The organism is Pseudomonas sp. MF08817 (assembly GCF_059862705.1).
Genome location: NZ_JCBCUY010000002.1, coordinates 122,309 through 148,110 on the forward strand (window position 1 = coordinate 122,309; position 25,802 = coordinate 148,110).

Consider the following 25,802-nt stretch of genomic DNA (forward strand, 5'->3'; position numbering starts at 1 on the left):
ATCGGGGGCTGTGGCCAGTGACAATGGGCGCCACTTTAGTATCCTTGCAAATCCGCCGCATCCGGCGGTTCACCTGTCATAAGTTAAGCAAACACCATGAGTGAACGAACGACCTCTGCAAGCTGGGCGATGGGAATTGTCAAAGCGCTGGAAATGGACGGCCTGGATTGTCGTGTGCTCTTCAAGCAATTGGGGCTCGATTACGCCGCGCTGGACGACCCGGACGCGCGCTTTCCCCAGGACTCGATGACGCGCCTGTGGCAGCGGGCGGTGGAGTTGTCGGGCAACCCGGCGATCGGCTTGAACATGGGCAAGGTGGTGCGCCCGGCGTCTTTTCATGTGGCCGGCTATGCATTGATGTCCAGCCAAACCCTGGCCGAAGGCTTTCAGCGTTTGGTGCGGTACCAGCGAATCATTGCCGAAAGCGCCGACTTGAGCTTCCGACTTTTACCCGAAGGCTATGCCCTGATTCTGACGGTGCACGGCGATCACCTGCCGCCGACCCGGCAAAGCGCCGAAGCCTCGCTGGCCTGTGCCCTGGCGCTGTGCGGTTGGTTGACCGGGCGCAGCCTGCAACCGCGTAAGGTCATGCTGCAAGGCGACCAGCCGCTGAACCAGGAGCCCTACAAACAAGCCTTCCATGCGCCGCTGGTGTTCAACGCGCCTTACGACGCGCTGATTTTCGAGCGCGCCGACATGGAAGCGCCGCTGCCCACCGCCAACGAGGCCATGGCCCTGCTCCACGACCGTTTTGCCGGGGAATACCTGGCGCGGTTTTCCGAGAGCCGGGTGACCCACAAGGCCCGGCAGGTGCTGTGCCGCTTGCTGCCCCAAGGCGAGCCCAAGCGCGACGCGGTGGCGCAGACGCTGCATCTGTCCCAGCGCACTTTGCAGCGGCGTTTGCAGGAGGAGGGCACCAGTTTCCAGACGTTGCTCGACGATACCCGCCGCGAACTGGCCGAGCAGTACCTGGCGCAGCCGCGCATGACTTTGCTGGAAATTGCCTACCTGTTGGGCTTTGCCGACCCGAGTAACTTCTTTAGAGCGTTCAGGCGCTGGTTCGACGTCACGCCCGGCGAGTACCGGGCGCGGTTGACAGGCACGCCCGAGGCTATCAATGACGCCAGAACGCCGGAATACACAGCACGAACACCGTGATGATCTCTAACCGGCCCAGCAGCATGCCCAGGGACAGGATCCACTTGGCGGCGTCCGGCAAGGTGGCGAAGTTGCCCGCGGGGCCGATTGTCTCGCCCAGGCCCGGGCCTACGCCGGACACGGTGCTGGCAGCGCCGGTCAGGGCGGTCATCCAGTCCACGCCCAGCAGCGACAGGGCCAGGGCGATCACGCAGATGGTGATGGCGAAGAAGAATGAAAAGGTCAGGATCGAGCGCACGATCTCTTCGTCGAGGCGATGGCCGTTGTACTTCTGCTTGATGACCGCCCGTGGATGAATCAGTTGATTCAAGTTGGCCTTGAGCAGGATGTAGGCCACCTGGAAGCGGAAAATCTTGATCCCGCCGGCCGTCGATCCCGAACAGCCGCCGATGAAGCCCAGGTAGAAAAACAACATCAGTGAGAAATTGCCCCACAGGCTGTAGTCACCCAGGGCGAAACCGGTGGTGGTGACCACCGAGGTCACGTTCAGCGCCACGTGGCGCAGGGCGTCGAGCCAATGCAGTTGGGTGGTCCACCAGTACCAGGTGCCGAGCACCAACCAAGTGGCCAGCAGCAGTGCCAGCAGGCCCTGCACCTGTTGGTCCTTGATAAGCGCCCGGCGATGGCCGCGCAGGGTGGCCACGTACAGGGTGAAGGGCAGGCTGCCGAGGATCATCACCACAATCGCCACCCAGTGCACCGCCGGTTGGCTCCACTTGGCCAGGGACTGGTCGGAGGTGGAAAACCCGCCCGTGGAAATCGCCGACATCGCGTGGTTGATCGCGTCGAACAGGCTCATCCCCGCCCACCAGAACGCCAGGCTGCCGAGGATGGTGATGCCCACGTAGGTGGCAACGATCAGCCGCGCCACCATGTGCGAGCGCGGCATGACCTTCTCCGAGCGGTCCGAGGACTCGGTCTGGAACAGGCGCATGCCGCCGATGCGCAGCAGCGGCAGGATCGCCACCGCCATGCCGATAAAGCCGATGCCGCCCAACCAGTGCAGCAGCGAGCGCCAGATCAGGATGCCCGGCGACATGTCGTCCAGGCCGCTGAGCACGGTGGCGCCGGTGGCGGTGATGCCGGACATGCTCTCGAAGAAGGAGTCGGTGTAGCTGATGTGCTGGGTCAGCAGGAACGGCAGCGCGGCGAACACACACACCACCACCCAACTGCTCACCGTCAGCAGGTACATGTCCCGCGGGCGCAGGTGCACATGCTCGGGGCGCCCGGGGATCACCAGTGCCAGGCCGGCGAGGAAGGTAATCAGGCTGGCCCACAGGAAGGAGGGCAGTTCGCGGGTGCGCTCGAAGAACACCAGTGTCGCCATGGGCACGACCATGGCGACGGCCAGGGTAATCAGGAAGATGCCGATAATGAAACCGATGATGCGTAGGGTCGGCAACGCCATGAAGTGGGCTCGGGCTGGTGGGCAAGGGCGCCATTCTACCTGCGGGGCGAGGCATGTAAACCGGCACCTTGCGCGGCGTTGCCGCTAGAATGGCGGCACATTTTTCTCAGGAGGTGGCCGATGCAGGCTCTCGACGCTTTGCTCAACCGTGTTTCCGTACCGCGCCTGCTCGACCCGGCGCCCAGCGCCGCCCAGCGCGAAGTGCTGTTTGCCGCGGCGTTGCGGGCGCCGGACCACGGCCAATTGCGGCCGTGGCGCTTTTTGACCGTCGAGGGCGCGGCCCGCGAGCAGATGGGCGAATTGTTGGCCCAGGCCGCGTTGCTCAATGACCCCCAAGCCCCCGAAACGGTGCTGGACAAGGCCCGCAAAGGCCCGTTGCGCGCGCCTTTGGTGGTGGTGGTCGTGGCGCGCCTGCAAGAGCACTTCAAGGTGCCCAAGGCTGAGCAGCTGTTGGCGGCCGGTTGCGCGGCCCATGGCATTCTGCTGGCGGCTTATGCCCAAGGCATTGGCGCGGTGTGGCGTACCGGCGAGTTGTGCTACTCGCCCCACGTCGCCAAAGGCCTGGGCCTGGCGCAAGGGGAAGAAGTGATCGCATTCCTGTACCTGGGCACCCCGCAGAACGAACCGCGTGTGGCGCCCAAGGTAGACGTCGCGCCATTCGTCAGTGCCTGGTCGGGCCGTTCCGACACCTGAACCCCTTGGGAGCCTTCGTGGGAGCGAGCCTGCTCGCGATGACGGTCGTTGGGCCGGTGGCTGTGCCGGGCCCATCGCGGGCGGGCCCGCTCCTACACCGGGCTTAGTGCAGGCCCCATTCAGGGTTGGCCGGCGGCCTTGGGTGTGAGAGGCAGTTCCAGGCTGGCGACAAAGCCGCCCTCTGGGTGGTTGGCCAGGACCAGGCTGCCGCCATGGCGCTCTGCCGCCCGGCGTGCGATGGCCAGCCCCAGGCCATGGCCGGCCGCGGTCTGCCCCGGCGCGCGGTAGAAGGGCTCGCCCAACTGGCTCAAGTGCTCGTCGGCCACGCCTGGGCCGTGATCGCGCACACTGATGACGATTTTCTCGCCCTCGCGCCATGCGCTCATCTCGATCGGTTGCCCGGCCGGGTTGAAGCGCTGGGCGTTGCGCAGCAAGTTATCCACAGCCCGCTCGATCATGGTGGGCCACCCCTTGAGCTGCAATGGCGACGGCGCCTGTAACTGCACGTTGGCGTCGACGGTGTTGAACTGCGCTTCTTTTTGCAGGGTGGCGAGCAGGGCGCTGAGGTCGATATCTTCGGCGCTGGCGTTGTCGGCATCGACCCGCGCCAGAACCAGGATTTCGCTGATTAAGGCTTCCAGGCGATCGCATTCGCGGGTCAGGCGCGGCCAGAGTTTTTCCCGCTCCTGGGGGCTGGCCCGCTCCGCTAGGGCCAGGGCGATGCGCAGCCGCGCCAGGGGCGAGCGCAGTTCATGGGATACGTCGCGCAGCAGTTGGCGCTGGCTGCCGATCAGGCTTTGCAGGCGTGCGCCCATGCGGTTGAAGTCGTTGGCCAACACGCCGAATTCATCGCGCCGGTTGGCCAGGCGCGCCAGGCTGTTTTGCTGATACGTGGTCTGGCCCAGGTCATGCACGGCGCCGCGCAAGCGGCTCAAGGGGCGGGTGATGGACAGGGTCACCAGCAGGCTGAACAACGTCAGCACCACCAATGCAATCCCCAGGGCACTGAGGGGCCAGAGCAGGCTTTCGCGATGCCAGGCGTCGAGTTCCGGGTGGGCGATGCGGTAGATCAGCAGGTAGGTGTCGCCGGTGGAGGGGCTGGTGTATTCGGTGGTCAGGCGCCGCCAGGGTAGGTTGCGGTCGTTGTGGTCATTCTGGCGGGCTTCGAACGCCGCCGCGCGGCGCGGGAAAGTGCCATGCACCACCGGCTCGCCGCTTTCGTTGAGTACCTGAACGTCAATGCGATAGCGCCGCTTGCGGTTTTCCAGCAGGCGTTGGGCGGCGTCCTCGCCCTGCGTTTCGTAAACCTGGGTCCACTTCTGGGCCAGGGTGCTCAGGCCCGGGTGGCGGCTGAGAATCCAGGCGTCCTGGTTGAGCATGTGCCCCAATGCGATGGATAACCCTGCGACCAGGGCAATAGCCAGCCAGAAGCTGGCAAGGATGCGCCAAAACAGTGATCGCACGGGGTGTCCTCAAGCAGAGAAAGCCCGATGGCGGGGACCATCGGGCTCTGGGGGGGCTGTGTCGCCAGGGAGGTCAGCCGACGTGGCTGGCCGACCCGGTGGCGGGTTATTGCGCCTTTTGCGCTTGCTGAGCTTTCCAGGCCTTGAACTGGGCCCATTCGGCGCGGCGCTCGGTTTGCTTCTTCTGGATTTCGTCGAACTGCTTCTGCTGTTCAGGCTTGAGCAGGCCACGAATCGCTGTGTCGGTTTTCTGGTGGGTGGCGGCCAATTGGTCCTTGAGGGCCTTTTGCTCGGCGGCCGGGAGTTTTTCCAGGTAGGTGTCGACCAGTTGCTTGCGCTCGCGCATTTGCTCGCCCATCAACTTGCCGATCTGCTGGCGCTGTTCGCGGCTCAGGTCCAGTTCGCTGTAGGGGCCTTTGCCGTGCATCTGGCCGCCGTGGCGCGGGCCGTCATGGCCGGTCATCGGGCCTGCGCCTTCAGGCATGGCCATGGCAAGGGTGGGCAGTGCCGCGGCGAACATCAGAGCGATCAGGGTCTTGCGCATGGTGTATCTCCTTGTCTCGTTCCCGGTCAGTTCCGGATGTCTGCAGATTACGCAGATCAAGGTCAGCGGCGGTCAGGGCAAGGTAAAGATAGGGTAAAGAGGAGGGCAAGGGGTAAGCGGCAAGCTTCAAGCTGAAAGAGGGAGAGGTCATGCTTTTACTTGCCGCTCCCAACTTGTCGCTCAAGGGCTGTAATAGTAGCCGCGGCTGCGCAGGGCGACGATGCGCGGGCGGCCGTCGGCGTGGGGGCCGATTTTTTTGCGCAGGTTGCTCACGTGCATGTCCAGGCTGCGGTCATAGAGGGTCAGTTTGCGGCCCAGGGCGATCTGCGCCAGTTCCTGTTTGTCCAGCGGTTCGCCCGGTTGCTTGAGCAAGGCTTCGAGCAGACGGCTTTCAGAGAGGGTCAGGGTGAATTCCTGAGCGTCGATGTTGACCACGCCACGCACGGGGCTGAAGCATAGGTCGCCCAACTCCATCTGGCTGGACACGGCGGCGGGGTGGCTGCGGCGCAGCACGGCACGCAGGCGTGCGGTAAGTTCGCGGGGGTCGCAGGGCTTGGCCAGGTAGTCGTCGGCGCCCAGTTCCAGGCCGAGGATGCGGTCCAGGGGTTCGCCGCGGGCCGAGAGCATCAGCACCGGCAGCTCGGGGTGGTCGTGGCGCAGTTGCTTGAGCAACTCCAGGCCGCTGCCGTCGGGCAGCATCACGTCCAGCACGACGGCGGCCGGGGCGGCCTCGGCCAATGCCGCGCGGGCGCTCAGGCCATCATGGCAGGCGCGTACCGCAAAGCCTTCCTGGCTGAGCCAGCTCGACAGCAGTTCGCACAGCTCCTGGTCATCGTCAATCAGTAACAGGTCGCTCATGACTCACTCAATTTAGCCATTGTCGGCGTTGTCTACGCCCGCCACTGGCGAAGATACCGCACAGCAACGCCAACAGCGCTACGCCGCCGCCCGTGACGAACCACTGCTGCTGATCGGTCAGCAGGCGCGGGCCGGCATTGGCCTGCAACTCTTTGAGTTGCAGCTTCAGGCGCTGGTTCTCTTGGCGCAGGCGGGCGAGTTGGGCGCTTTCGCGCTCGCCATCGGCTCGTTGCAGTTGGATGTTTAGCTCATCGCGCAGCCGTTCGCTTTCTTTCAAGCGCTGCTGCAACTCGGTGATCTGGGCGCCGGCGCTCAGGGACAGGGGCGTCGAATTGCCCGCATCCGTACCGGGTTCGGCTTGGGCGTAAGCCCCGATCGACAACGTGACCAACAGCAGACACAACGGACTTAAGCGCATCGGAACTCCTGATTCCAAACGAGTGTTGGGCAGGTTGTCGGCCGCGGAACGAGAATAATGAGCGATTGAGAGGCCGATGAGCCCATAAGGTTCATCGGCCAGTGTTTTTTTACGGCAGCACTTGCTTGAACGGTTTGACCGTAACGCTGGCGTAGACGCCTGCGCTGATGTACGGGTCGGCGTCCGCCCAGGCCTGGGCCGCGCTCAGGGAATCGAACTGGGCCACGATCAGGCTGCCGGTGAACCCGGCGGCGCCGGGGTCATTGCTGTCCACGGCCGGGTTGGGCCCGGCCAGTACCACGCGGCCTTCGGCCTTGAGCTGTTGCAGCCGTTCCAGGTGGGCGGGGCGGGCAGCGAGGCGGTTTTCCAGGGAGTTGGCGACGTCGGTGGCAACGATGGCGTAGAGCATGTCAGTCCTCGGTTTTTGGCGTGGTGGGGTCGGCGTCATGCAGGTGGCGCGACAGGTAGATGCCCTGGCCGACCAGGAACAGCACGGTCATGCCCAGGCTGCCGAACACCTTGAAATCGACCCAGATGCTCTGGAAGGTGAACGCGACGAACAGGTTGGCCGCGCCGCAGAACAGGAAGAATGCGATCCAGGCCAGGTTCAGGCGCACCCAGACTGGCTCCGGCAGGGTCAGCGCGTGGCCCATGATGCGTTTGATAAGCAGGCGGTCGCCGATGAAATGGCTGCCGGCAAAGGCCAGCGCGAACAGCCAGTTGACCACCGGCGCCTTCCATTTGAGGAAGGTTTCGCTGTGGAAGGCCAGGGTCAGGCTCCCGAACACCAGGCAGGCGATCAGGGTCAGCCATTGGCTTTTTTCCAGTTTGCGTTGGGAGATGAACAGCGCGCCGTAGACCACCAGGGAACTGACGATCAGCATGGCCGTGGCGCTGTAGATGCCACCGACCGTCAGCTCATGGCCGGCAATATCGACGACCCGTGGGTCGATTTTGTAGACGATGAAAAACAGGAGCAGCGGGATGAAGTCGATGAATTGTTTCACAGTGGCAGCCAGAAGCAGGATGTGGCGGCATAATAACAAACATCCATGACAGCGATAGCGCTGGCTAATTTAAGGTTGAACCCTCCCGTGAATGTTGATTTGCACTGCCATAGCACGGCCTCCGATGGCGCATTGGCGCCTGAAGTTCTGGTGGCGCGTGCCTTTGAAAAAGGCGTGCGAGTGCTGGCCCTGACCGACCACGACACCCTCGAAGGCCTGCACGAGGCCCGTGTGGCGGCCCAGGCGTTGGGCATGCAACTGGTCAACGGCGTTGAGCTGTCGTGCACCTGGGGCGGTGCCACCATCCACATTTTGGGCTACGGCTTTGACGTCGATGCGCCGCCGCTGGTGGACGCCATTGCCCAGTTGCACGACGGCCGCTGGCTGCGTTCCGAAGAGATCAGCCGCAAGCTCGCGCTTAAGGGCATGCCCGGTGCGCTCGACGGCGCCCGCGCGATCCAGCAGGAACTGGGCGACAGCGGCAATGCCCCGGCCCGCCCGCATTTCGCCGACTGGATGGTGCGTGAAGGTTTCGTCAAGGATCGCGCCGAAGCGTTCCGCAAGTGGCTCGGCGCCGGTAAGCTGGGGGACGTCAAGCAGCACTGGCCGACTCTGGAAGATACCGTCGCGACCCTGCGTGCCGCCGGCGCCTGGGTCAGCCTGGCCCACCCCTGGCATTACGATTTCACCCGTAGCAAGCGCCGCAAGTTGATTGGCGACTATATTCAAGCGGGCGGCCACGCGATCGAAGTGGTCAATGGCCATCAGCCTGCCGAACAAGTGGGCAGCCTGGCCATCCTGGCCCGCGAGTTTGGCCTGCTGGTCAGCGCCGGCAGTGATTTCCATGGCCCTGGGGGCTGGTCGGAGATTGGGGAGTACCGTCCGCTGCCAGACGATCTGCCACTGCTTTGGTCCCGTTTCAAACATGAGCCAGCCGTTATCGCCGTCTGAACAGGTAGACAATGTGAGTCAATTTTTCCAGATTCATCCGGAAAACCCGCAAGCGCGCCTGATAAAACAGGCGGTGGAGATCATCCGCAAGGGCGGTGTGGTCATCTATCCAACCGATTCCTCCTACGCCATTGGCTGCCAGATCGGCGACAAGAACGCCGTGGAGCGGGTGCGGCGCTTGCGCCAACTGGACGATAAGCACAACTTTGCGCTGATCTGCTGCGATCTGTCGCAATTGGGCTTGTTCGCCAAGATCGATACCGGCACCTTTCGCCTGCTCAAGGCTCACACGCCAGGGCCCTACACCTTCATTCTCAACGCCACCCGGGAAGTGCCGCGCCTGTTGCTGCACCCGAAAAAACGCACCATCGGCCTGCGCGTGCCCAGCCACCCCATTGCCCTGGCGCTGCTGGCGGAACTGGGTGAGCCTCTGATGAGCGTGACCCTGATCCTGCCCGGCGAGACCGAGCCCCTGGAAGACCCCTACGAAATGCGCCAACTCCTGGAAAAACAGGTCGACCTGATTATCGACGGCGGTTTCGGCGGCAATAAGGCTTCTACCGTCATCAACCTGGCCGACGGCGAGCCCGAGGTGATTCGCGTCGGTTGCGGCGACCCGGCGCCGTTTTTGGTCGAGGCCTAGATGTCGGCGGCGGAAACTGTCGATAGCCAGGCCGGCGCCCAGCAGGAACTGCCGTTCGCCATGGTGTACGGCCAGGCTGTCCTGGAAATGCCCCTGGACCTGTACATCCCGCCCGACGCCCTGGAGGTGTTCCTTGACGCCTTCGAGGGGCCACTGGACTTGCTGCTGTACCTGATCCGCAAGCAGAACATCAACATCCTCGACATCCCCGTGGCGGAAATCACCCGCCAGTACATGGGCTATGTCGAACTGATGCAGTCGGTGCGCCTGGAACTGGCCGCCGAGTACCTGGTAATGGCCGCCATGCTGGCGGAGATCAAGTCACGCATGCTGCTGCCGCGCTCGGCCGAAGTGGAGGCCGAGGAAGACGACCCCCGCGCCGAACTGATCCGCCGCTTGCAGGAATACGAGCGCTTCAAGGCCGCCGCCGAAGGCATCGATGGCCTCAGCCGGGTCGGCCGCGACGTGGTGGTGCCCAAGCTCGACGCCCCCGAGGCGCGGGCGCGTAAGCTGCTGCCGGACGTCAGCCTGGAGGAGCTGCTGATGTCCATGGCCGAAGTGCTGCGCCGTGGCGATATGTTTGAAAGCCACCAGGTCAGCCGCGAGGCGCTGTCCACCCGCGAGCGCATGAGCGATGTGCTCGAACGCCTCAAGGGCGGCGGTTTCGTGCCCTTTGTCGAGCTGTTCACCGCCGAGGAAGGGCGCCTGGGTGTGGTGGTGACCTTTATGGCGGTGCTTGAACTGGTCAAGGAATCCCTGGTCGAGCTGGTGCAGAATGACGCCTTTGCACCCATCCATGTGCGGGCGCGAGCCGAATAACGAGCCAAATCCATGAACCTGAACGAACCCCGCGAGCTGGCGCCCCTGCTTGAAGCCTTTCTGCTGGCCTCGGGAAAACCCCAATCCCTGGAACGCCTGTTCGAGCTGTTTGAAGAGGGCGAGCGGCCCGAGCCGCCGGTATTCAAGAAAGCCCTGACCCTGCTGGCCAAGTCCTGCGAGGGGCGTGCCTTCGAGCTTAAAGAGGTGGCCTCGGGCTATCGCTTGCAGATCCGCGAGAAATTCTCGCCCTGGGTCGGCCGCTTGTGGGAAGAGCGGCCGCAGCGTTACTCGCGGGCGATGCTGGAAACCATGGCGCTGATCGCTTATCGCCAGCCGATCACCCGGGGCGAAATCGAGGACGTGCGCGGCGTGGCGGTCAACAGCCACATCGTCAAGACCTTGCTGGAGCGCGAGTGGATCCGCATCGTCGGCTACCGCGACGTGCCCGGTAAACCGGCGATGTTCGCCACCACCAAGGGCTTTCTCGACCACTTCAACCTGAAGAACCTCGACGACCTGCCGCCCCTGGCCGAGCTGCGCGAGTTGGAGCCCGACCCGGTCCTGGACTTCGACGACGCCCCTGTGCCCCAGGCCCTGCAGGCCTTGGCCGACGCCAGCGCCGAGGCGGACGAACCCAAGGACGAAACCAGTTTCCACACCCTGTTGCTGGAACTGGACTCGATGGAAGAGGGGATCAAGACCGATTTCGACGACTTGCTGCGCGATGGCGCGGGCGAGGCGCAGGCCGAGGTGGACGTGGCTGAAGTTGAACATCCGGCCCCGGCCCAAACGCCACAGGCGCAGGAAGACGACGTGCTGGGCGTGGCTCAGGCCCGGGAACAACTCCTGGCCGCCGTCGCCGCCCTGGAGCAACCCAAACCCCAGCTGAGCGACGAAGAAGCCGAAGCCTTGGCGCTGGCCGAAGCTATCGAAAACGAACGACGCCAGTTCGACGACGAATGACCTCCATGACCTCAACCAAAGACCCGTGCATCAGCGTCTGCAAGTTCAGCGACGATATCTGCGTGGGCTGCGGGCGTAGCAAGCGGGAAATCAAGGCCTGGAAGAAACTCGACAAGGCCGGCAAACGCGCGATCCTCGCCGACGCCGCGCTGCGTCTGCTGGCCCTCAAGGCCACCGGCCGGCGGAAAAGCAAATAAGCCGGCGCTTATCCACTAGTCTGTGATGCGCATAGGCCTGCATGGGCGTATGATTCGCGACCCTTTGGCGATCCCTTCGCCAGACGACCAGATTCCAACGCTTCAGGCCAGGCCTGAACAGACCACACCGGGAGGTGCCCAGATGAGTATCAACGACCAGAAAGACGACCAGGAAATCGGCCCCGCAGGCGAAAAACTGCAGAAGGTATTGGCCCGTATCGGCGTCGGTTCGCGCCGCGACGTCGAAGCCTGGATCAGCCACGGCCGCATCAAGGTCAACGGCAAAGACGCCACCCTGGGGCTGCGCGTTGACATGCACGACGCCATCACCATCGACGGCAAAGTCATCAAGCGCGAAGAGGCTGCCGAATCGGTGCGCCGCGTCATCATGTACAACAAGCCCGATGGCGAGATCTGCACCCGCGACGACCCGGAAGGCCGCCCGACGGTGTTCGACAAGATGCCGCGCCCTAAAGAAGGCCGCTGGATCAACATCGGTCGCCTCGACATCAACACCACGGGCCTGTTGATGTTCACCACCGACGGTGAGCTGGCTAACCGCCTGATGCACCCCTCCTATGAGATGGACCGTGAGTACGCGGTGCGTGTGCGTGGTGAAGTCGACGACGAGATGATCGAACGCCTGAAGGCGGGCGTGGTGCTCGAAGACGGCCCGGCCAAGTTCACCGACATCAAGCAAGCGCCGGGTGGCGAAGGCTTCAACCACTGGTACCACTGCGTGGTGATGGAAGGCCGCAACCGCGAAGTGCGGCGCCTGTGGGAATCCCAGGGCCTGGTGGTCAGCCGCCTCAAGCGCGTGCGTTTCGGCCCGGTGTTCCTCAACTCCGACCTGCCGATGGGCCGCTGGCGCGAAATGAGCCAGTACGAGGTGGACATCCTCGCCGCCGAAGTGGGCCTGACCCCCGTGGCCATGCCGCAGATGAACGCCAAGAGCAAAGACAAGCTTGAGCGGATGCAGCGTAAGTCGTCCCGCCCGGTGGGCAAGAGCGAGCGTCTGCGCACGCTGCGCCCGGTGGCCGGAACGCCGGCGACTGGGCCACGCCCAAGCCGCGAGCCGCAGATCGAAGGCGAGCGGCCGGCCCGCAAGCCCGCGCCACGCCAGGACGGCGAACGCGCACCACGCCCAGCCAAGGGCCGCGGTGCCCCGGCAACCGGGCGCGGCACGCCGGTGGCCGATCGTCCCGCCGACACCAAACGCCCGGCCAAGCCAGGTGCCAAGCGCCCAGGCATTGCCCTGGTCGACCGCGACGCACCGTCCGGCAAGCGCCGCGGCGCACCGGCAGGCTCCGGCCAGCGCCCGGGGTTTGGGCGTAAGAAGCCTTGAGGGCAGCGGCTAGGGTTTAGCGGCAAGCGGCAAGAGAGAGCGCCAACCTTTGGGTTGGCGTTTTTTTTGGGCTGGCGCAATGGCTTTTGCCAGCCAGATATGTTCTCCGGTGGGGCACTTCCCCTCTGTGGGCTGGGTCCGGGCGGCGATCCGAGGTTGGCGCTGGTATACCCGGCAGTGATATTGGCCGAACTGGCGCCATCGCGAGCAGGCTCGCTCCCACGGGTGTGGGCGATGGAAAGTTATCGTGACGCCCCGTAAAGGCTGCTTGACGAAGCTCCCCGCGCTGCCAGGTCGCTGCGGCATTTGCGCGCAGCTGTAAGCAAAAGCTGCCAGATATGACCTTCAGTAAAGTTCCGCGCCGCTCGGGCGTGCTTGTTTCACCGGGCCTTCCCCGGTCTGATGCGCGCTAAGCCTGGTGTGCAGGCATATAACAAGAAGGAGGCGCAATGAACGCCGTGTATCCATTTCCTCTCTCCCCGTGGGGCCGCTCGTGCGTGGCTCCCGTCCCCGGCTCGCAAGGGCCTGACTGCGTTTTTGCAGGTGCCCGAGGCTGTCGTGGCGCCCACAGGCAATCCCGGCAAGGGCCGCGCTGATTTAGCGAGGCCTGGCAACAGGGGGTTACAGGTGTACAATGCGCCGCGTTTTAGCTGTGACCCTCTGCGTTTTCGCCAAAACTCAGGCTACCCGCCTTGGTAACTCCGCCGCGCCACAAGCGTGACGGGTTCGATTTCGTCACAGATAAAAACAAACAGGTGACGTATGACCGTTAGAAAAACGTTGGATTCCTGGTGCCTGCGCTGGGGTTTGAGTCGCTTCTCTGTCAGCGGCGACGTGAAGCGATCCTCATCAAACCTTGCGTGAGACTCTTTCCATGAGTGGACAAAATGCCCCTTCAGGCGAACTGAAACGCGGCCTGAAAAATCGTCATATTCAACTGATCGCCCTCGGTGGCGCGATCGGTACAGGCTTGTTCCTGGGCTCGGCGGGCGTGCTGAAATCGGCCGGCCCTTCGATGATCCTGGGCTACGCGATCTGCGGTTTCATCGCGTTCATGATAATGCGCCAACTGGGCGAAATGATCGTCGAGGAGCCGGTGGCCGGCTCGTTCAGCCACTTCGCCCATAAGTACTGGGGCGGTTTCGCCGGCTTCCTGTCGGGCTGGAACTGCTGGATTCTCTACATCCTGGTGGGCATGTCGGAGCTGACCGCGGTCGGCAAGTACGTGCACTACTGGTGGCCGGAGATTCCGACCTGGGCCTCGGCGGCGGTGTTCTTCCTGATGATTAACGCCATCAACCTGGCCAACGTCAAAGTGTTCGGCGAGGCGGAGTTCTGGTTCGCCATCATCAAGGTGGTGGCCATCGTCGGCATGATCGCCCTGGGCAGCTACCTGCTGGTCAGCGGCAGCGGCGGCCCGCAGGCGTCGGTCAGCAACCTGTGGGAGCACGGCGGGTTCTTTCCCAATGGCGTCAGTGGCCTGGTGATGGCCATGGCGATCATCATGTTCTCCTTCGGCGGCCTGGAAATGCTCGGCTTCACCGCTGCCGAGGCGGACCAGCCCAAAACCGTGATCCCCAAGGCCATCAACCAGGTCATCTACCGCATCCTGATTTTCTACATCGGGGCCCTGGTGGTGCTGCTGTCCCTGACCCCATGGGATAGCCTGCTGGCGACCCTCAATGCCTCCGGCGATGCCTACAGCGGCAGCCCGTTCGTGCAGGTGTTCTCGATGCTGGGCAGCAACACCGCGGCGCACATCCTCAACTTCGTGGTCTTGACCGCAGCCTTGTCGGTGTACAACAGCGGCACCTATTGCAACAGCCGCATGCTCTTGGGCATGGCCGAGCAGGGCGATGCCCCCCGTGCCCTGGCCAAGATCGACAAGCGCGGCGTACCGGTGCGTTCGATCCTGGCCTCGGCCGCGGTGACCTTCGTGGCGGTGCTGCTCAACTACCTGATCCCGCAGCATGCCCTGGAGTTGCTGATGTCCTTGGTGGTGGCCACCCTGGTCATCAACTGGGCGATGATTAGCTACTCGCACTTCAAGTTCCGCCAGCACATGAACCGCACCGCGCAGACGCCGCTGTTCAAGGCCCTGTGGTACCCCTACGGCAACTACGTGTGCCTGGCGTTCGTGGTGTTCATCCTGGGCGTGATGCTGCTGATCCCGGGTATCCAGATTTCCGTCTACGCGATCCCGGTGTGGGTGGTGTTCATGGGTGTCTGCTATTGGATCAAGAACAAGCGCAGCGCACGCCTTGCGCTGGAGGCGGCGGTGCCGGCCATGAAGTAACGGCCCCACACCTCCCGGCAAACCCCCTGTGGGAGCGGGCTTGCTGGCGATAACGGACCTCCAGTCAACCTCAAGGTTGGCTGGCAGGCCGCCATCGCCGGTGGGTCCGCTCCCGCATTCGTTTTACCTGCGGCTCGCGCTATCCTGTGCACCCTTCACCCGGACCCTCTTCCATGCTGGTGATTTCCAACAACGTGCATCTGCCGGATGCCGAGATCGAGTTGACGGCCATTCGCGCCCAGGGCGCGGGTGGGCAGAACGTCAATAAGGTCTCCAGCGCCGTGCACCTGCGCTTTGATATCCCGGCGTCGTCCTTGCCCGAGTTCTACAAGGAGCGCCTGCTGGCGCTGCGTGACAGCCGTATCACCAGTGATGGCGTGCTGATTCTCAAGGCCCAGCAGTACCGCACCCAGGAGCAGAACCGCGCCGATGCCCTGGAACGGTTGGTGGAGTTGATCCACAGCGCCACCAAGGTGGAAAAGAAACGCCGCCCGACCAAGCCCACCCTGGGCTCGAAAAAGCGTCGGCTGGAATCCAAGACCAAACGCGGCAGCATCAAGGCCGGGCGCGGCAAGGTGGATTTTTAGCCATCGGCGCGCAGCCCTGGCTTGCTACAGGGAGGCAGTGTTTTTTCGGGCGTCTACAACGCCTACAAAGGCGCGAGGAGACGGGTGGCGATGAGGGCGGCCAGGGCGTTTTCCGGGGTGCCGAAGCGCTGGAGCAGGGCGGTTTGTTTTTCTGTGCTGAGGCGGCTCCAGATCTCGACCATTTGTTGGGCGGTGTCGATCAATTGGCTGGCCTGGGTGTCGCTGAAGGTATCGGTCATGGGGCGGGGTCCGGCGGGGTTCAGGCGGTGTGGAAAGCGCGTAATACAGCGCTTTCCACACGGTCTGGGTTTCACTCTTCGCTGTCGGCCTTGTGGCTGTCGGCTGCTTCTTTACGCTCGGGCTGTTGGGCGCCGGCTTGTTGCGGGGTTGTCTGCTCAGTCTCGTGCAGGCTTGGGAAGGGGAGATTAGGGATTTCGTGCATCGTCGTCGCTCCTCGCAAGGTCTGTTTTTAAATCGCTGGTAGATCCGCGCTTTTAAAAAGCTTGGGCAGGATACAGCAGCGAAGATGACAAACAGACTTTTATCTTGGTGGGGGAGATGAAAGGGTCAGCGGCCACGGCCGCTGACGATTCAGCTCACGCAGACGTCAGCAATGGCCACGGCCAGCAGGTCCAGGCGTGTGGCGTCGATGCCGGCGACGTTGGCCCGCCCGGAACTGACCATGTACACGCTGTGTTCTTCTCGCAGGCGTTTGACCTGTTCGGCACTGAGGCCGGTGTAGGAAAACATCCCGCGTTGCACGCCGATATGGGCAAAACGTTCGCCCAGGCCGTGTGGCCCCAAGGCCTCCACCAAGCCGCTGCGCAATTGTGCGATGCGCAGGCGCATGGCTTCTACTTCGTCGGCCCACAGGCTTTTCAGCTCGGGGTCGCCGAGGATGGTGGCCACTACTGCGGCGCCGTGATCCGGTGGCGTGGACCACAGGTTACGGGCCAGAAACGCCAGTTGGCTGCGGATATCCAGCAGCTTGTCGGCGCTGCCGGCGCAGACGATCAGCGCGCCGGTGCGGTCGCGGTACAGACCGAAGTTTTTCGAGCAGGAGCTGGTGATAAGCAACTCGGGCAACTCCCGGGCAAACAGGCGCACCGCCCAGGCGTCTTGCTCCAGGCCATCGCCGAAGCCCTGGTAGGCGAAGTCGATCAGCGGCAGCAGTTCGCGGCGGCGCACCACGTCCAGCACCCGGTGCCAGTCGTCCTGGCTCAGGTCGAAACCGGTGGGGTTGTGGCAGCAGGCGTGCAGCAGCACCACGTCGCCCTTGGGGATCAGCTCCAGGGTGGCGAGCATCGCCTCGACGTCGAGGCGGTTGTCGCTGCCTACGTAGGGGTAGTGGCTGACCTTGATGCCGGCCGCCGCGTAGAGGGTTTCGTGGATCGGCCAGGTCGGGTTGCTCAGCCAAATGCCACGGCCCGGCAGGCAATGGGCGATGAAGTCGGCGCTCAGGCGCAAGGCCCCGGTGCCGCCCGGGGTCTGGGTGGCACCGGCGCGTTGCTGGCCGATCAAGGCGTTGTCGGCGCCCAGCACCAGGTCATTGATGACCTTGCCGAACGCCGCATCGCCGTGGCCGCCGATGTAGGTTTTGGTGGTCTGGCGTTCTACCAGGCGCTGCTCGGCGAGTTTCACCGATTGCAGGATGGGCGTCAGGCCCAGGGCATCCTTGTACACGCCCACGCCCAGGTCGAACTTGCGCGGGTTGCTGTCGGCCGCGTAGGCCTCCATCAGGCCCAGGATCGGGTCGCCAGGCACCCGGCCAATGGCATCGAAGTGCATTATTTACGGCCCTCGGCGTCCTTGGCCACGTCATCGGTGCGCGCGGCCATGATGAAGTCGTTGCGGTGCAGGCCTTTGATGGAGTGGCTCCACCAGGTCACGGTAACTTTGCCCCACTCGGTGAGCAGGCCAGGGTGGTGGCCTTCGGCCTCGGAGATTTCGCCCATGGCATTGGTGAAGGCCAGGGCAAATTTGAAGTTCTTGAACAGGAAGACTTTTTCCAGCTGCATCACGCCATCGCGTACTTCGATGTTCCAGTCCGGGATCTGCTTGATAAGGCTCGGCAGTTCTTCGTCGCTGACTTGGGGCGCATCGGCACGGCAGGCTTCGCAATGGGCTTGGTTGAGTGTGTTCATGGTGTATTCCTGAATTCGATTGTTATGGGTGCAGCAGGGGCCGGTTGCCCACGCTAGAGCAAATCGGCCCGTTAAAAAAGACTCACCCGCAGGTGAAAGTCGCGGTTCACGCCGCCTTGGGCGGGAATTTCGGGCTGTGCAGGCCCAGGGCGCGGCCTTGCTGGACCATCCCCATGATGTCTTCGTGGGCCAGGTCGAACAGGCGTTTCATGTTCGGTAGCACGAAATACAGGGGCTGGAGGATGTCGATGCGGTAAGGCGTACGCATCGCTTCGAGTGGGTCGAAGGCTTGGTGCTCGGGCTCGGAGGAGAGGCTGTAGAGGGTCTCCTTGGGCGAGGAGAGGATGCCGCCGCCGTAGATGCGCAGGCCCTCTGGCGTGTCCAGCAGGCCGAACTCGATGGTCATCCAGTACAGGCGCGCCAGGTAGACCCGTTCTTCCTTGCTGGCTTGTAGGCCGAGTTTGCCGTAGGTGTGGGTGAATTCGGCAAACCACGGGTTGGTCAGCAGGGGGCAGTGGCCAAAGATCTCATGAAAAATGTCCGGCTCTTGCAGGTAATCCAGCTCTTGGGGCGTGCGAATAAAGGTCGCCACGGGAAACTGCTTGTTGGCGAGCAATTCAAAGAAGGTCTGGAAGGGAATCAGCGCCGGCACCCGGGCCACTTGCCAACCGGTGGTGGCGCCCAGCACTTGGTTGATTTCGTCCAGTTGTGGGATGCGGTCGTGGGGCAGGGCGAGTTTTTCGATGCCGTCCAGGTATTCCTGGCACGCGCGGCCTTCCAGCAGTTTGAGTTGGCGGGTAATCAGGGTGTTCCACACGGCGTGTTCTTGCTCGCTGTAGTGGATAAAACCCTGCGCATCGGGCTCGCGGGCCACGTAGTGCGTCTGTTTCATGCTGCTCTCCTGCAAGGGATACGTTCTTGTTATGTGCCGCTATGGCTATTACAGATACCGCAGTGGTGAACGGCTTGCAGTGGGGCGTCAGTCTTGGGTGTAGGATAAATCTGGTTTTTTCGTAAAGTAATCGTTACGTTTTGCCAGGCGGCCATCGGCTATGGGGCGTTGCGGGTTTGGAGGGTGGCTCGTTCGTAACGTAATATTTACGACTAAATGTGCGGGTGGCCAAAAAATTTGGCAAACCCGCCTTCCCCCTTCCTGTGGGAGCCTGCTCGCGATAGCGGTGTACTTGACGTTGCGCCATCGCGAGCAGGCTCGCTCCCACAAAGGAGACGGGTTGTTTCTCTCACCTTTGCCAGGCCTTTTTATGCGTATCAAAGTTCATTGCCAGAACCGCATCGGCATCCTGCGCGACATCCTCAACCTGTTGGTGGAATACGGGATCAACGTCGCCCGTGGCGAAGTGGGGGGCGAGCACGGCAACGCCATCTACCTGCTGTGCCCGAACCTGGTGAACCTGCAATTCCAGGCCCTGCGCCCCAAGTTCGAGGGGATTGCCGGGGTGTTTGGGGTCAAGCGTGTGGGCTTGATGCCCAGCGAGCGCCGGCACATGGAGCTCAATGCGCTGTTGGGGGCGCTGGAGTTTCCGGTGCTGTCCATCGACATGGGCGGCTCCATCGTCGCCGCCAACCGCGCCGCCGCGCAATTGCTGGGGGTGCGGGTGGATGAGGTGCCGGGCATTGCCCTGTCGCGCTACGCCGAGGATTTCGACTTGCCGGAACTGGTGCGCGCTAACAAGTCGCGGATCAACGGTTTGCGGGTCAAGGTGCGGGGCGACGTGTTCCTGGCCGATATCGCGCCGTTGCAGTCCGAACACGACGACAGCGAAGCCATGGCCGGCGCCGTGCTTACCCTGCACCGCGCCGACCGCGTCGGCGAGCGCATCTACAACGTGCGCAAGCAGGAGATGCGCGGCTTCGACAGTATTTTCCAGAGTTCCAAAGTGATGGCCGCGGTGGTGCGCGAGGCCCGGCGCATGGCGCCCCTGGATGCGCCGCTGTTGATCGAGGGCGAGACCGGCACCGGCAAGGAACTGCTGGCCCGCGCCTGTCACCTGGCCAGCCCGCGCGGGCAATCGCCGTTGATGGCGCTCAATTGCGCCGGGTTGCCCGAGTCCATGGCCGAGACCGAGTTGTTCGGCTACGGGCCTGGGGCTTTTGAAGGCGCGCGGGCCGAAGGCAAGCTCGGGCTGCTGGAATTGACGGCGGGCGGCACGTTGTTTCTCGATGGCGTAGGGGAAATGAGCCCCCGTTTGCAGGTGAAGTTGCTGCGTTTCTTGCAGGACGGCTGCTTTCGCCGTGTGGGCAGCGATGAGGAGGTTTACCTGGACGTGCGGGTGATCTGCGCCACCCAGCTCGACCTGTCGCAGTTGTGCGCCGCTGGCGAGTTCCGCCAGGACCTCTACCACCGCCTCAACGTGCTGTCGCTGCATATCCCGCCGCTGCGCGAGTGCCTCGATGGCTTGGAACCGTTGGTGGAACACTTTCTCGACCAGGCCAGCCGCCAGATCGGCTGCGCCTTGCCGGCCCTGGCCCCGGCGGCGATGGAGCGGTTGCGCCACTACGACTGGCCGGGCAACGTGCGGCAACTGGAGAACGTGCTGTTCCAGGCGGTTTCGCTGTGCGAGGGCGGGGTGGTCAAGGCCGAGCATATCCGCCTGCCGGATTACGGCGTGCGCCAGCCCCTTGGCGATTTTTCCCTGGAGGGCGGTTTGGACGCGATTGTCGGCCGCTTCGAGAAAGCCGTGCTGGAGCGCTTGTACGCCGACCACCCGAGCAGCCGGCAACTGGGCAAGCGTTTGGGGGTGTCCCACACGACCATTGCCAACAAGTTGCGTGAGTACGATTTGGGTAAGTGATTGGGGAGCCGCCATCGCGAGCAGGCTCGCTCCCACAGAGGAAAGATCAAAATCCCCCCACACCACTGTTCAACTGTGGGAGCGGGCCTGCCCGCGATGAGGCCGGTACAGCCGATGCCCCTCTAGCGTTTGCAAGGCCGCCATCGCGGGCGGGCCCGCTCCCACAAAAAAACCGGCAACGCGGCCCCTGTGGGAGCGGGCCCTCACAAACCCTTGCACAGTGGGCCTCAGAGCGGTAAATGCCGGCTCAGCAGCGCCCGCAGGGCCGCCGGTTTCACCGGTTTGGCCAGGTAGTCCAGGCCGGCGGCGTGGACTTGGGCGATCATTTCCGGGCGCCCGTCCGCGCTGATGACCACGCCGGGCACCGGTTCGCCCAGTTCGGTGCGCAGCCAGGCCATCAGCCCGGTGCCGGTTTCGCCGTCGTCCAGGTGATAGTCCACCAGCGCCAGGTGCGGGCGCAGCCCATCGTTTATCAGTGCCGCGCATTCTTCGCGGTTACGCGCCGTCCAGACTTGGCAGCCCCAGCGCGTCAGCAGGCTGTTCATGCCGATCAGGATGCTGTCTTCGTTGTCCACGCATAGCACCCGCGCGCCATTGGGCAGTTGGCCGTTTTGCTCGGCGACTTTCGCCGGTGCGCTGGCCTGGCTGCGGGCCAAGGGCACGCTGACGCTAAAGAGGCTGCCCTTGCCCGGCCAGGAGCGCACTTGCAGGCTATGCCCCAGCACGCGGCATAGGCCGTCGGCAATCGCCAGGCCCAGGCCCAGGCCTTTTTCGGCGCGGGTCTGGTGGCTGTCCAAACGCTTGAATTCCTCGAAAATCACCTGCCGCTTGTCTTCCGGAATGCCCGGCCCGCGGTCCCACACTTGCAGGCTCAGCTCATTGCCGCGGCGGCGCACGCCTAGCAGTACCGGGCCTTTGGCGTAGCGGAAGGCGTTGGTGAGGAAGTTTTGCAGGATGCGCCGCAGCAACTTGATATCACTGTCCACGCGTAAACGGCTGCCCCGCAGGCGGAAGGTCATTTGCTGTTCGCGGGCCAGGGCCTGGAACTCGGCGCCCAAGGTGTCGAACAACTCGTTGAGGGCGAAGGGTTTGCGGTCGGGGTTGATCTTGCCGTTTTCCAGGCGGGAAATGTCCAGCAGGTCGCTGATGAGGTCTTCGGCCGAGCGCAGCGAACTGTCCAGGTGCTGCACCAGTTTTTGTGCTTCTGCCGATAAGCCGTCGTCCTGGTGGGAGAGGGCGGCGGAGAACAGCCGCGCAGCGTTCAACGGCTGCATCAGGTCGTGGCTGACGGCGGCCAAAAAGCGCGTTTTGGACTGGTTGGCGGATTCGGCGGTGCCCTTGGCTTCGGTCAGTGCCACGTTGAGTTGGGACAACTCGTGGGTGCGCTCGGTGACCCGTCGCTCCAGGCCTTCGTTGGCTTCGGTGAGGGCTTGCTCGGCTTCGCGGAACGCGGTGATGTCGGTAAAGCTCATGACGAAACCGCCGCCGGGCATGGGGTTGCCGATCAACTCGATCACCCGGCCATTGGGGAACAAACGTTCGGAGGTGTGGGCACGGCCCTGGCGCATCCAGTGCAGGCGGCGGGCCACATGCACTTGCGCCTCGCCCGGGCCGCATAGGCCGCGTTCGGCGTTGTAACGGATGATGTCGGCAATCGGCCGGCCCACGCTAATCAGGCCTTCGGGGTAGTTGAACAGCTCCAGGTAGCGGCGGTTCCAGGCCACCAGTTTCAGCGATTGGTCGACCACGCTGATGCCTTGGGTGATGTTCTCGATCGCCCCTTGCAGCAGGGCGCGGTTGAATTGCAGCACCTCCGAGGCTTCGTCGGCGATGCGCACCACATCTTCGAGCTGCATTTCCCGCCCTTCGATGGCGGCTTTCACCACCGCCCGGGTCGAGGAGGCACCGAGCACGCCGGCCAGCAGGCGTTCGGTATGGGCGATCCATTCGCCATCGGCGTTCTGGTTGGGGTTGAAGCCTTTGCCCTGGCGATAGGCGAAGCGGATAAAACTCTGCCGCGCGCGCTCTTCGCCGACGAAGCGGGCGGCGAGGCTCAGCAGGTCGTTGATCTGTACCGCGAGCATGGAGCGGGCGTTGGGCCGCGCGTGGATTTCCTGGCCGATAAAACGCCCGGCCTGCCAGTGCTCCGAAACCCGGGTGCGCGACAGCACCGAGACCCAGGCGAACAGGGTGAAGTTGCCCGCCAGCGACAGCACCACGCCTTGGGTTAGCGGGGTGATCGGCAGGTTCAGCGGGTTGCCATGCAGCCACGCCAGCCCGGGGAAGGTACTCAGCGACCAGCCCAGGCTGTGGGCGGCGATCGGCAGCACCAGGGTGTAGAACCACAGGAAGGTGCCCGCCGCCAAACCGGCGAACACGCCGCGGCGGTTGGCCTGTTTCCAGTACAGCGCGCCGAGCATCGCCGGGGCCAGTTGGGTGACGGCGGCGAAGGCGATCTGGCCGATGGTCGCCAGGCTTGCGGTCGAGCCCAGCAGGCGATAGCTGACGTAGGCCAGCAGCAGGATCACCACGATGCTGACCCGGCGCACCGAGAGCATCCAGTGGCGGAACACCTCGAACGGGCGCTCGGCGTTTTTGCGCCGCAGTAGCCAGGGCAACAGCATGTCGTTGGACACCATGGTGGACAGCGCCACGCTGGCCACAATCACCATGCCGGTGGCCGCCGAGGCACCGCCGATAAACGCCAGCAGGGCCAGCGCCGGGTGGGCCTGGGCCAGGGGCAGGCTGATGACGAAAGAGTCAGGCAGCACCGAACTGGGCAACAGCATTTGCCCGGCCAGGGCAATCGGCACCACGAACAGCGCGGCGAGGGCGAGGTAGGCGGGGAACACCCATTTGGCCAGGCGCAGGTCCGCCGGCTCGATGTTTTCCACCACCGTGACGTGGAACTGCCGGGGCAGGCAGATGATGGCCATCATCGCTACGCCGGTCTGTACCACCATGGAGGGCCAGTTGATGGTTTCCTTCCAGTACTGCTCCAGACGCGGGGCCAGCATGGCTTGGTCGAAGAGGTCATCGAAACCGTCGTAGAGGCCGTAGGTGACAAAGGCGCCGACGGCCAGAAACGCGAACAGCTTGACCAAAGATTCAAAGGCAATCGCCAGCACCATGCCCCGGTGGTGCTCGGTGGCGTCCAGGTTGCGCGTGCCGAAAACGATGGTGAACAGGGCCAAAATCAGCGACACGATCAGCGCGGTGTCCTGGGCGCGGGTGCCCATGGCGTCGGCACCGGCGCCGATCAACAGGTTCACGCCGAGCACGATGCCCTTGAGTTGCAGGGCGATGTAGGGCAGCACGCCCACCAGGCAGATCAACGCCACCACCACCGCCAGGGATTGGGATTTGCCATAGCGCGCGGCGATGAAGTCGGCGATGGAGGTGATGTTCTCTTGCTTGCTAATCATCACCATTTTTTGCAGCACCCAGGGCGCCAGCACCAGCAACAGGATCGGCCCCAGGTAGATCGGCAGGAACGACCACAATTGCTCGGCAGCCTGGCCCACGGCCCCGAAGAAGGTCCAACTGGTGCAATAGACCGCCAGCGACAGGCTATATACCCAGGCGCGCACTCGCGGCGGCAGGGGTTTGCTGCGCCGGTCACCGTAGAAGGCGATGGCGAACATGATGGCCATATAGGCCAGGGCGACGGCGGCAATCAGCCCGCTGGACAACGACATGGAAGCTCCCGGCAAAAGACACCGGGCCTCAAGCCCGGTCGGACAGTCTCGCACGGCCCCGGGCGTTCGTCAGTCTCGACCAAGGTCTCAGCGCGGTGTGGTGTCGCAGCGCTCTGGCCGGTGCGGTGTCGAGTAATTAGTAGCACAATGCCCGGCCCGGTTTCCTTCTTACTCGGCAGGCTTATTCATGCGCGTCATCCGTAGCAAATCCTTCATCGGCGAGCGCCCCTGGGCGGCGTTGGATATCGCCACCATGAACGGCATCACCACGCGCCTGCACTGGACCGACCAGCCTTATAAATGGCACATCAACGATGGCCAGGAAGTCTTCGTGGTACTCGACGGGCAAGTCGAGATGCACTATCGCGAGCAGGGCGTGGAACAACGGGTGATGCTGGACGTGGGGGACATTTTCTACGCCACTGTCGGCACCGAGCACGTGGCCCATCCACAGGGCGTGGCGCGGGTGCTGGTGGTGGAGAGCGAGGGCAGTGTGTAGGGCATATAGGTAAAACAGATAACAGTTAGAGAAATTACCCGTTATATAGATATTCGATTCGGGTCTAGCATGGGCGCTACCTCATCAGAGCAGCGGAGTCGCCCATGACGTGCCCCAATACCCTGGCTCGCAGCTATCGCCCGCTGCGCCATTTGCCCCATCCGCGCGAAGCCATTCGCCAATTCACCCCTAACTGGTTCGCCGCCACCATGGGCACCGGCGTGCTGGCCTTGGCGCTGGCGCAACTGCCGTTGCCTCTGGCGGGCCTGCACGCGGTGGCCGAGGGCCTGTGGTGGCTGACCATCGCCCTGTTCGTGCTATTTTCGGCGCTGTACGCCGCCCGTTGGTGGCTGTTCTTCGACGAAGCACGGCGAATTTTCGGCCATTCCACCGTATCGATGTTCTTCGGCACCATCCCCATGGGCCTGGCCACCATCCTTAATGGCCTGTTGTTGTTCGGCCTGCCACGCTGGGGTGCAGGCGTCGTGCCGCTGGCCGAGGCGATCTGGTGGCTGGACGTGGCCATGGCCCTGGCCTGCGGGGTGTTGATCCCGTTTCTGATGTTCACCCGCCAGGAGCACAGCATCGACCAGATGACCGCAGTCTGGCTGCTGCCAGTGGTGGCGGCGGAAGTGGCGGCGGCCAGCGGGGGCCTGCTGGCGCCGCACCTGGCCGATGCCCACGGGCAATTCGTGATGCTGGTGACCAGTTACGTGCTGTGGGCGTTTTCTCTGCCGGTGGCGTTCAGCATCCTCACCATCCTGGTGCTGCGCATGGCCCTGCACAAACTGCCCCACGAGAGCATGGCGGCGTCGAGTTGGCTGGCCCTGGGGCCGATCGGCACCGGCGCTTTGGGCATGCTGCTGCTGGGCGCCGATGCCCCGGCGATCTTTGCCGCCAACGGCTTGCCCGGTATCGGTGAAATCGCCGCCGGGCTGGGGCTGGTGGCGGGGATCACGCTGTGGGGGCTGGGCCTTTGGTGGATGCTCATCGCCGTGCTGATTACCCTCAAGTACCTGCGCAGCGGTATTCCCTTCAACCTGGGCTGGTGGGGCTTCACCTTCCCGCTCGGGGTGTATGCCCTGGCCACCCTGAAACTGGCCGAGACCCTGCACCTGGGCTTTTTCAGCGTGGTCGGCTGCCTGCTGGTGGCGGCGCTGGCGCTGATGTGGCTGGTGGTGGCCACCCGCACCGTGCAAGGGGCTTATCGCGGTGAGTTGTTCGTCTCGCCTTGCCTGGCCGGTTTGCCCCGCTAGAACGCCGGGGGGTTGGCGAAGTGTGTGGCTTGGGCCAGT

26 protein-coding genes are annotated in these 25,802 nt (G+C 63.7%); 13 read left to right on the forward strand and 13 right to left on the reverse strand.

The features are described 5' to 3' along the window. The first annotated feature begins 96 nt into the window (after positions 1-96). On the forward strand, positions 97-1,158 hold the full coding sequence (locus tag AC19YR_RS01995; RefSeq protein WP_095107373.1) for an AraC family transcriptional regulator: 1,062 nt from the start codon (positions 97-99) through the stop codon (positions 1,156-1,158). On the opposite strand, the gene AC19YR_RS02000 is transcribed toward AC19YR_RS01995, so the two are convergent. Then, on the reverse strand, positions 1,115-2,569 hold the full coding sequence (locus AC19YR_RS02000) for a TrkH family potassium uptake protein (RefSeq protein WP_095107374.1): 1,455 nt from the start codon (positions 2,567-2,569) through the stop codon (positions 1,115-1,117). The genes AC19YR_RS01995 and AC19YR_RS02000 overlap by 44 nt on opposite strands. Before the next feature lie 120 nt (positions 2,570-2,689). On the opposite strand from AC19YR_RS02000, the gene AC19YR_RS02005 reads away from it, so the two are divergent. Then, the gene (locus tag AC19YR_RS02005; RefSeq protein ID WP_500596942.1) at positions 2,690-3,262 is read left to right on the forward strand and encodes a nitroreductase family protein; all 573 of its coding nucleotides are present in this window, start codon (positions 2,690-2,692) and stop codon (positions 3,260-3,262) included. Positions 3,263-3,381: 119 nt separating this feature from the next. On the opposite strand, the gene AC19YR_RS02010 is transcribed toward AC19YR_RS02005, so the two are convergent. From AC19YR_RS02010 to AC19YR_RS02035, 6 genes are all read right to left on the reverse strand, one after another. After that, positions 3,382-4,725 carry a sensor histidine kinase gene (locus AC19YR_RS02010; RefSeq protein ID WP_500596944.1) on the reverse strand — a complete coding sequence of 448 codons (1,344 nt, stop codon included), beginning with the start codon at positions 4,723-4,725 and terminating at the stop codon, positions 3,382-3,384. Between the two features lie 106 nt (positions 4,726-4,831). Further along, positions 4,832-5,269 carry an LTXXQ domain protein gene (locus AC19YR_RS02015; RefSeq protein ID WP_500596946.1) on the reverse strand — a complete coding sequence of 146 codons (438 nt, stop codon included), beginning with the start codon at positions 5,267-5,269 and terminating at the stop codon, positions 4,832-4,834. 180 nt (positions 5,270-5,449) lie between these two features. Then, positions 5,450-6,127, reverse strand: a complete 678-nt coding sequence (locus tag AC19YR_RS02020; protein WP_095107378.1) for a response regulator transcription factor — start codon at positions 6,125-6,127, stop codon at positions 5,450-5,452. A 7-nt stretch (positions 6,128-6,134) separates the two neighbouring features. After that, on the reverse strand, positions 6,135-6,545 hold the full coding sequence (locus tag AC19YR_RS02025; RefSeq protein ID WP_500596948.1) for an SH3 domain-containing protein: 411 nt from the start codon (positions 6,543-6,545) through the stop codon (positions 6,135-6,137). 109 nt (positions 6,546-6,654) lie between these two features. Continuing rightward, positions 6,655-6,954, reverse strand: a complete 300-nt coding sequence (locus AC19YR_RS02030; protein WP_095107380.1) for a YciI family protein — start codon at positions 6,952-6,954, stop codon at positions 6,655-6,657. 1 nt (position 6,955) lies between these two features. Beyond that, positions 6,956-7,552 (reverse strand): septation protein A, encoded by a 597-nt coding sequence (locus AC19YR_RS02035; RefSeq protein WP_095107381.1) that lies wholly within the window; start codon positions 7,550-7,552, stop codon positions 6,956-6,958. 87 nt (positions 7,553-7,639) lie between these two features. Between AC19YR_RS02035 and AC19YR_RS02040 the strand changes: the two genes are divergently transcribed. The 8 genes from AC19YR_RS02040 (at position 7,640) to arfB (ending at position 15,353) form a co-directional block, all read left to right on the forward strand. After that, positions 7,640-8,503 carry a PHP domain-containing protein gene (locus tag AC19YR_RS02040; RefSeq protein WP_095107382.1) on the forward strand — a complete coding sequence of 288 codons (864 nt, stop codon included), beginning with the start codon at positions 7,640-7,642 and terminating at the stop codon, positions 8,501-8,503. Between the two features lie 13 nt (positions 8,504-8,516). After that, positions 8,517-9,146: an L-threonylcarbamoyladenylate synthase gene (locus AC19YR_RS02045; protein ID WP_095107383.1), complete on the forward strand. Its 630-nt coding sequence runs from the start codon at positions 8,517-8,519 to the stop codon at positions 9,144-9,146. Beyond that, positions 9,147-9,965 carry a segregation and condensation protein A gene (locus tag AC19YR_RS02050; protein ID WP_095107384.1) on the forward strand — a complete coding sequence of 273 codons (819 nt, stop codon included), beginning with the start codon at positions 9,147-9,149 and terminating at the stop codon, positions 9,963-9,965. Positions 9,966-9,977: 12 nt separating this feature from the next. After that, positions 9,978-10,928: an SMC-Scp complex subunit ScpB gene (gene scpB / locus AC19YR_RS02055; RefSeq protein ID WP_500596951.1), complete on the forward strand. Its 951-nt coding sequence runs from the start codon at positions 9,978-9,980 to the stop codon at positions 10,926-10,928. Between the two features lie 5 nt (positions 10,929-10,933). Continuing rightward, positions 10,934-11,125, forward strand: coding sequence for a DUF1289 domain-containing protein (locus tag AC19YR_RS02060; protein ID WP_500596952.1), 192 nt, complete (start codon positions 10,934-10,936; stop codon positions 11,123-11,125). 142 nt (positions 11,126-11,267) lie between these two features. Then, positions 11,268-12,470 carry a 23S rRNA pseudouridine(2605) synthase RluB gene (gene rluB, locus AC19YR_RS02065; protein ID WP_500596954.1) on the forward strand — a complete coding sequence of 401 codons (1,203 nt, stop codon included), beginning with the start codon at positions 11,268-11,270 and terminating at the stop codon, positions 12,468-12,470. An 874-nt stretch (positions 12,471-13,344) separates the two neighbouring features. Further along, positions 13,345-14,766 carry an amino acid permease gene (locus tag AC19YR_RS02070; protein ID WP_500596955.1) on the forward strand — a complete coding sequence of 474 codons (1,422 nt, stop codon included), beginning with the start codon at positions 13,345-13,347 and terminating at the stop codon, positions 14,764-14,766. Positions 14,767-14,939: 173 nt separating this feature from the next. Beyond that, positions 14,940-15,353: an alternative ribosome rescue aminoacyl-tRNA hydrolase ArfB gene (gene arfB / locus AC19YR_RS02075; protein ID WP_095107389.1), complete on the forward strand. Its 414-nt coding sequence runs from the start codon at positions 14,940-14,942 to the stop codon at positions 15,351-15,353. Between the two features lie 62 nt (positions 15,354-15,415). Here arfB and AC19YR_RS02080 read toward each other — a convergent pair whose 3' ends face one another. The 5 genes from AC19YR_RS02080 to phhA form a co-directional block, all read right to left on the reverse strand. Next, positions 15,416-15,592, reverse strand: a complete 177-nt coding sequence (locus AC19YR_RS02080) for a hypothetical protein (protein WP_095107390.1) — start codon at positions 15,590-15,592, stop codon at positions 15,416-15,418. A 71-nt stretch (positions 15,593-15,663) separates the two neighbouring features. Then, positions 15,664-15,795: a hypothetical protein gene (locus AC19YR_RS02085; RefSeq protein WP_256576508.1), complete on the reverse strand. Its 132-nt coding sequence runs from the start codon at positions 15,793-15,795 to the stop codon at positions 15,664-15,666. Positions 15,796-15,944: 149 nt separating this feature from the next. After that, on the reverse strand, positions 15,945-17,141 hold the full coding sequence (locus AC19YR_RS02090; RefSeq protein WP_500596957.1) for an amino acid aminotransferase: 1,197 nt from the start codon (positions 17,139-17,141) through the stop codon (positions 15,945-15,947). Then, positions 17,141-17,497 (reverse strand): 4a-hydroxytetrahydrobiopterin dehydratase, encoded by a 357-nt coding sequence (locus AC19YR_RS02095; RefSeq protein ID WP_095107392.1) that lies wholly within the window; start codon positions 17,495-17,497, stop codon positions 17,141-17,143. Before AC19YR_RS02095 ends, AC19YR_RS02090 begins: the two co-directional genes overlap by 1 nt. A gap of 106 nt (positions 17,498-17,603) precedes the next feature. After that, positions 17,604-18,389, reverse strand: a complete 786-nt coding sequence (gene phhA / locus AC19YR_RS02100) for a phenylalanine 4-monooxygenase (protein ID WP_095107393.1) — start codon at positions 18,387-18,389, stop codon at positions 17,604-17,606. A 370-nt stretch (positions 18,390-18,759) separates the two neighbouring features. Between phhA and AC19YR_RS02105 the strand changes: the two genes are divergently transcribed. Beyond that, a complete protein-coding gene (locus AC19YR_RS02105; RefSeq protein ID WP_095107394.1) occupies positions 18,760-20,310 on the forward strand; it encodes a sigma-54-dependent transcriptional regulator in 1,551 nt (516 codons plus the stop codon). Between the two features lie 227 nt (positions 20,311-20,537). Here the strand turns inward: AC19YR_RS02105 and AC19YR_RS02110 are convergent, their stop codons facing one another. Continuing rightward, entirely contained in the window at positions 20,538-24,008 is a 3,471-nt protein-coding gene (locus AC19YR_RS02110; RefSeq protein WP_095107395.1) for a hybrid sensor histidine kinase/response regulator, read from the reverse strand. A 187-nt stretch (positions 24,009-24,195) separates the two neighbouring features. Between AC19YR_RS02110 and AC19YR_RS02115 the strand changes: the two genes are divergently transcribed. Both AC19YR_RS02115 and AC19YR_RS02120 read left to right on the forward strand, forming a co-directional pair. Continuing rightward, positions 24,196-24,507 (forward strand): cupin domain-containing protein, encoded by a 312-nt coding sequence (locus AC19YR_RS02115; protein WP_500596959.1) that lies wholly within the window; start codon positions 24,196-24,198, stop codon positions 24,505-24,507. A gap of 104 nt (positions 24,508-24,611) precedes the next feature. Continuing rightward, positions 24,612-25,763, forward strand: a complete 1,152-nt coding sequence (locus AC19YR_RS02120; protein ID WP_500596961.1) for a TDT family transporter — start codon at positions 24,612-24,614, stop codon at positions 25,761-25,763. Positions 25,764-25,802: the final 39 nt, after the last annotated feature.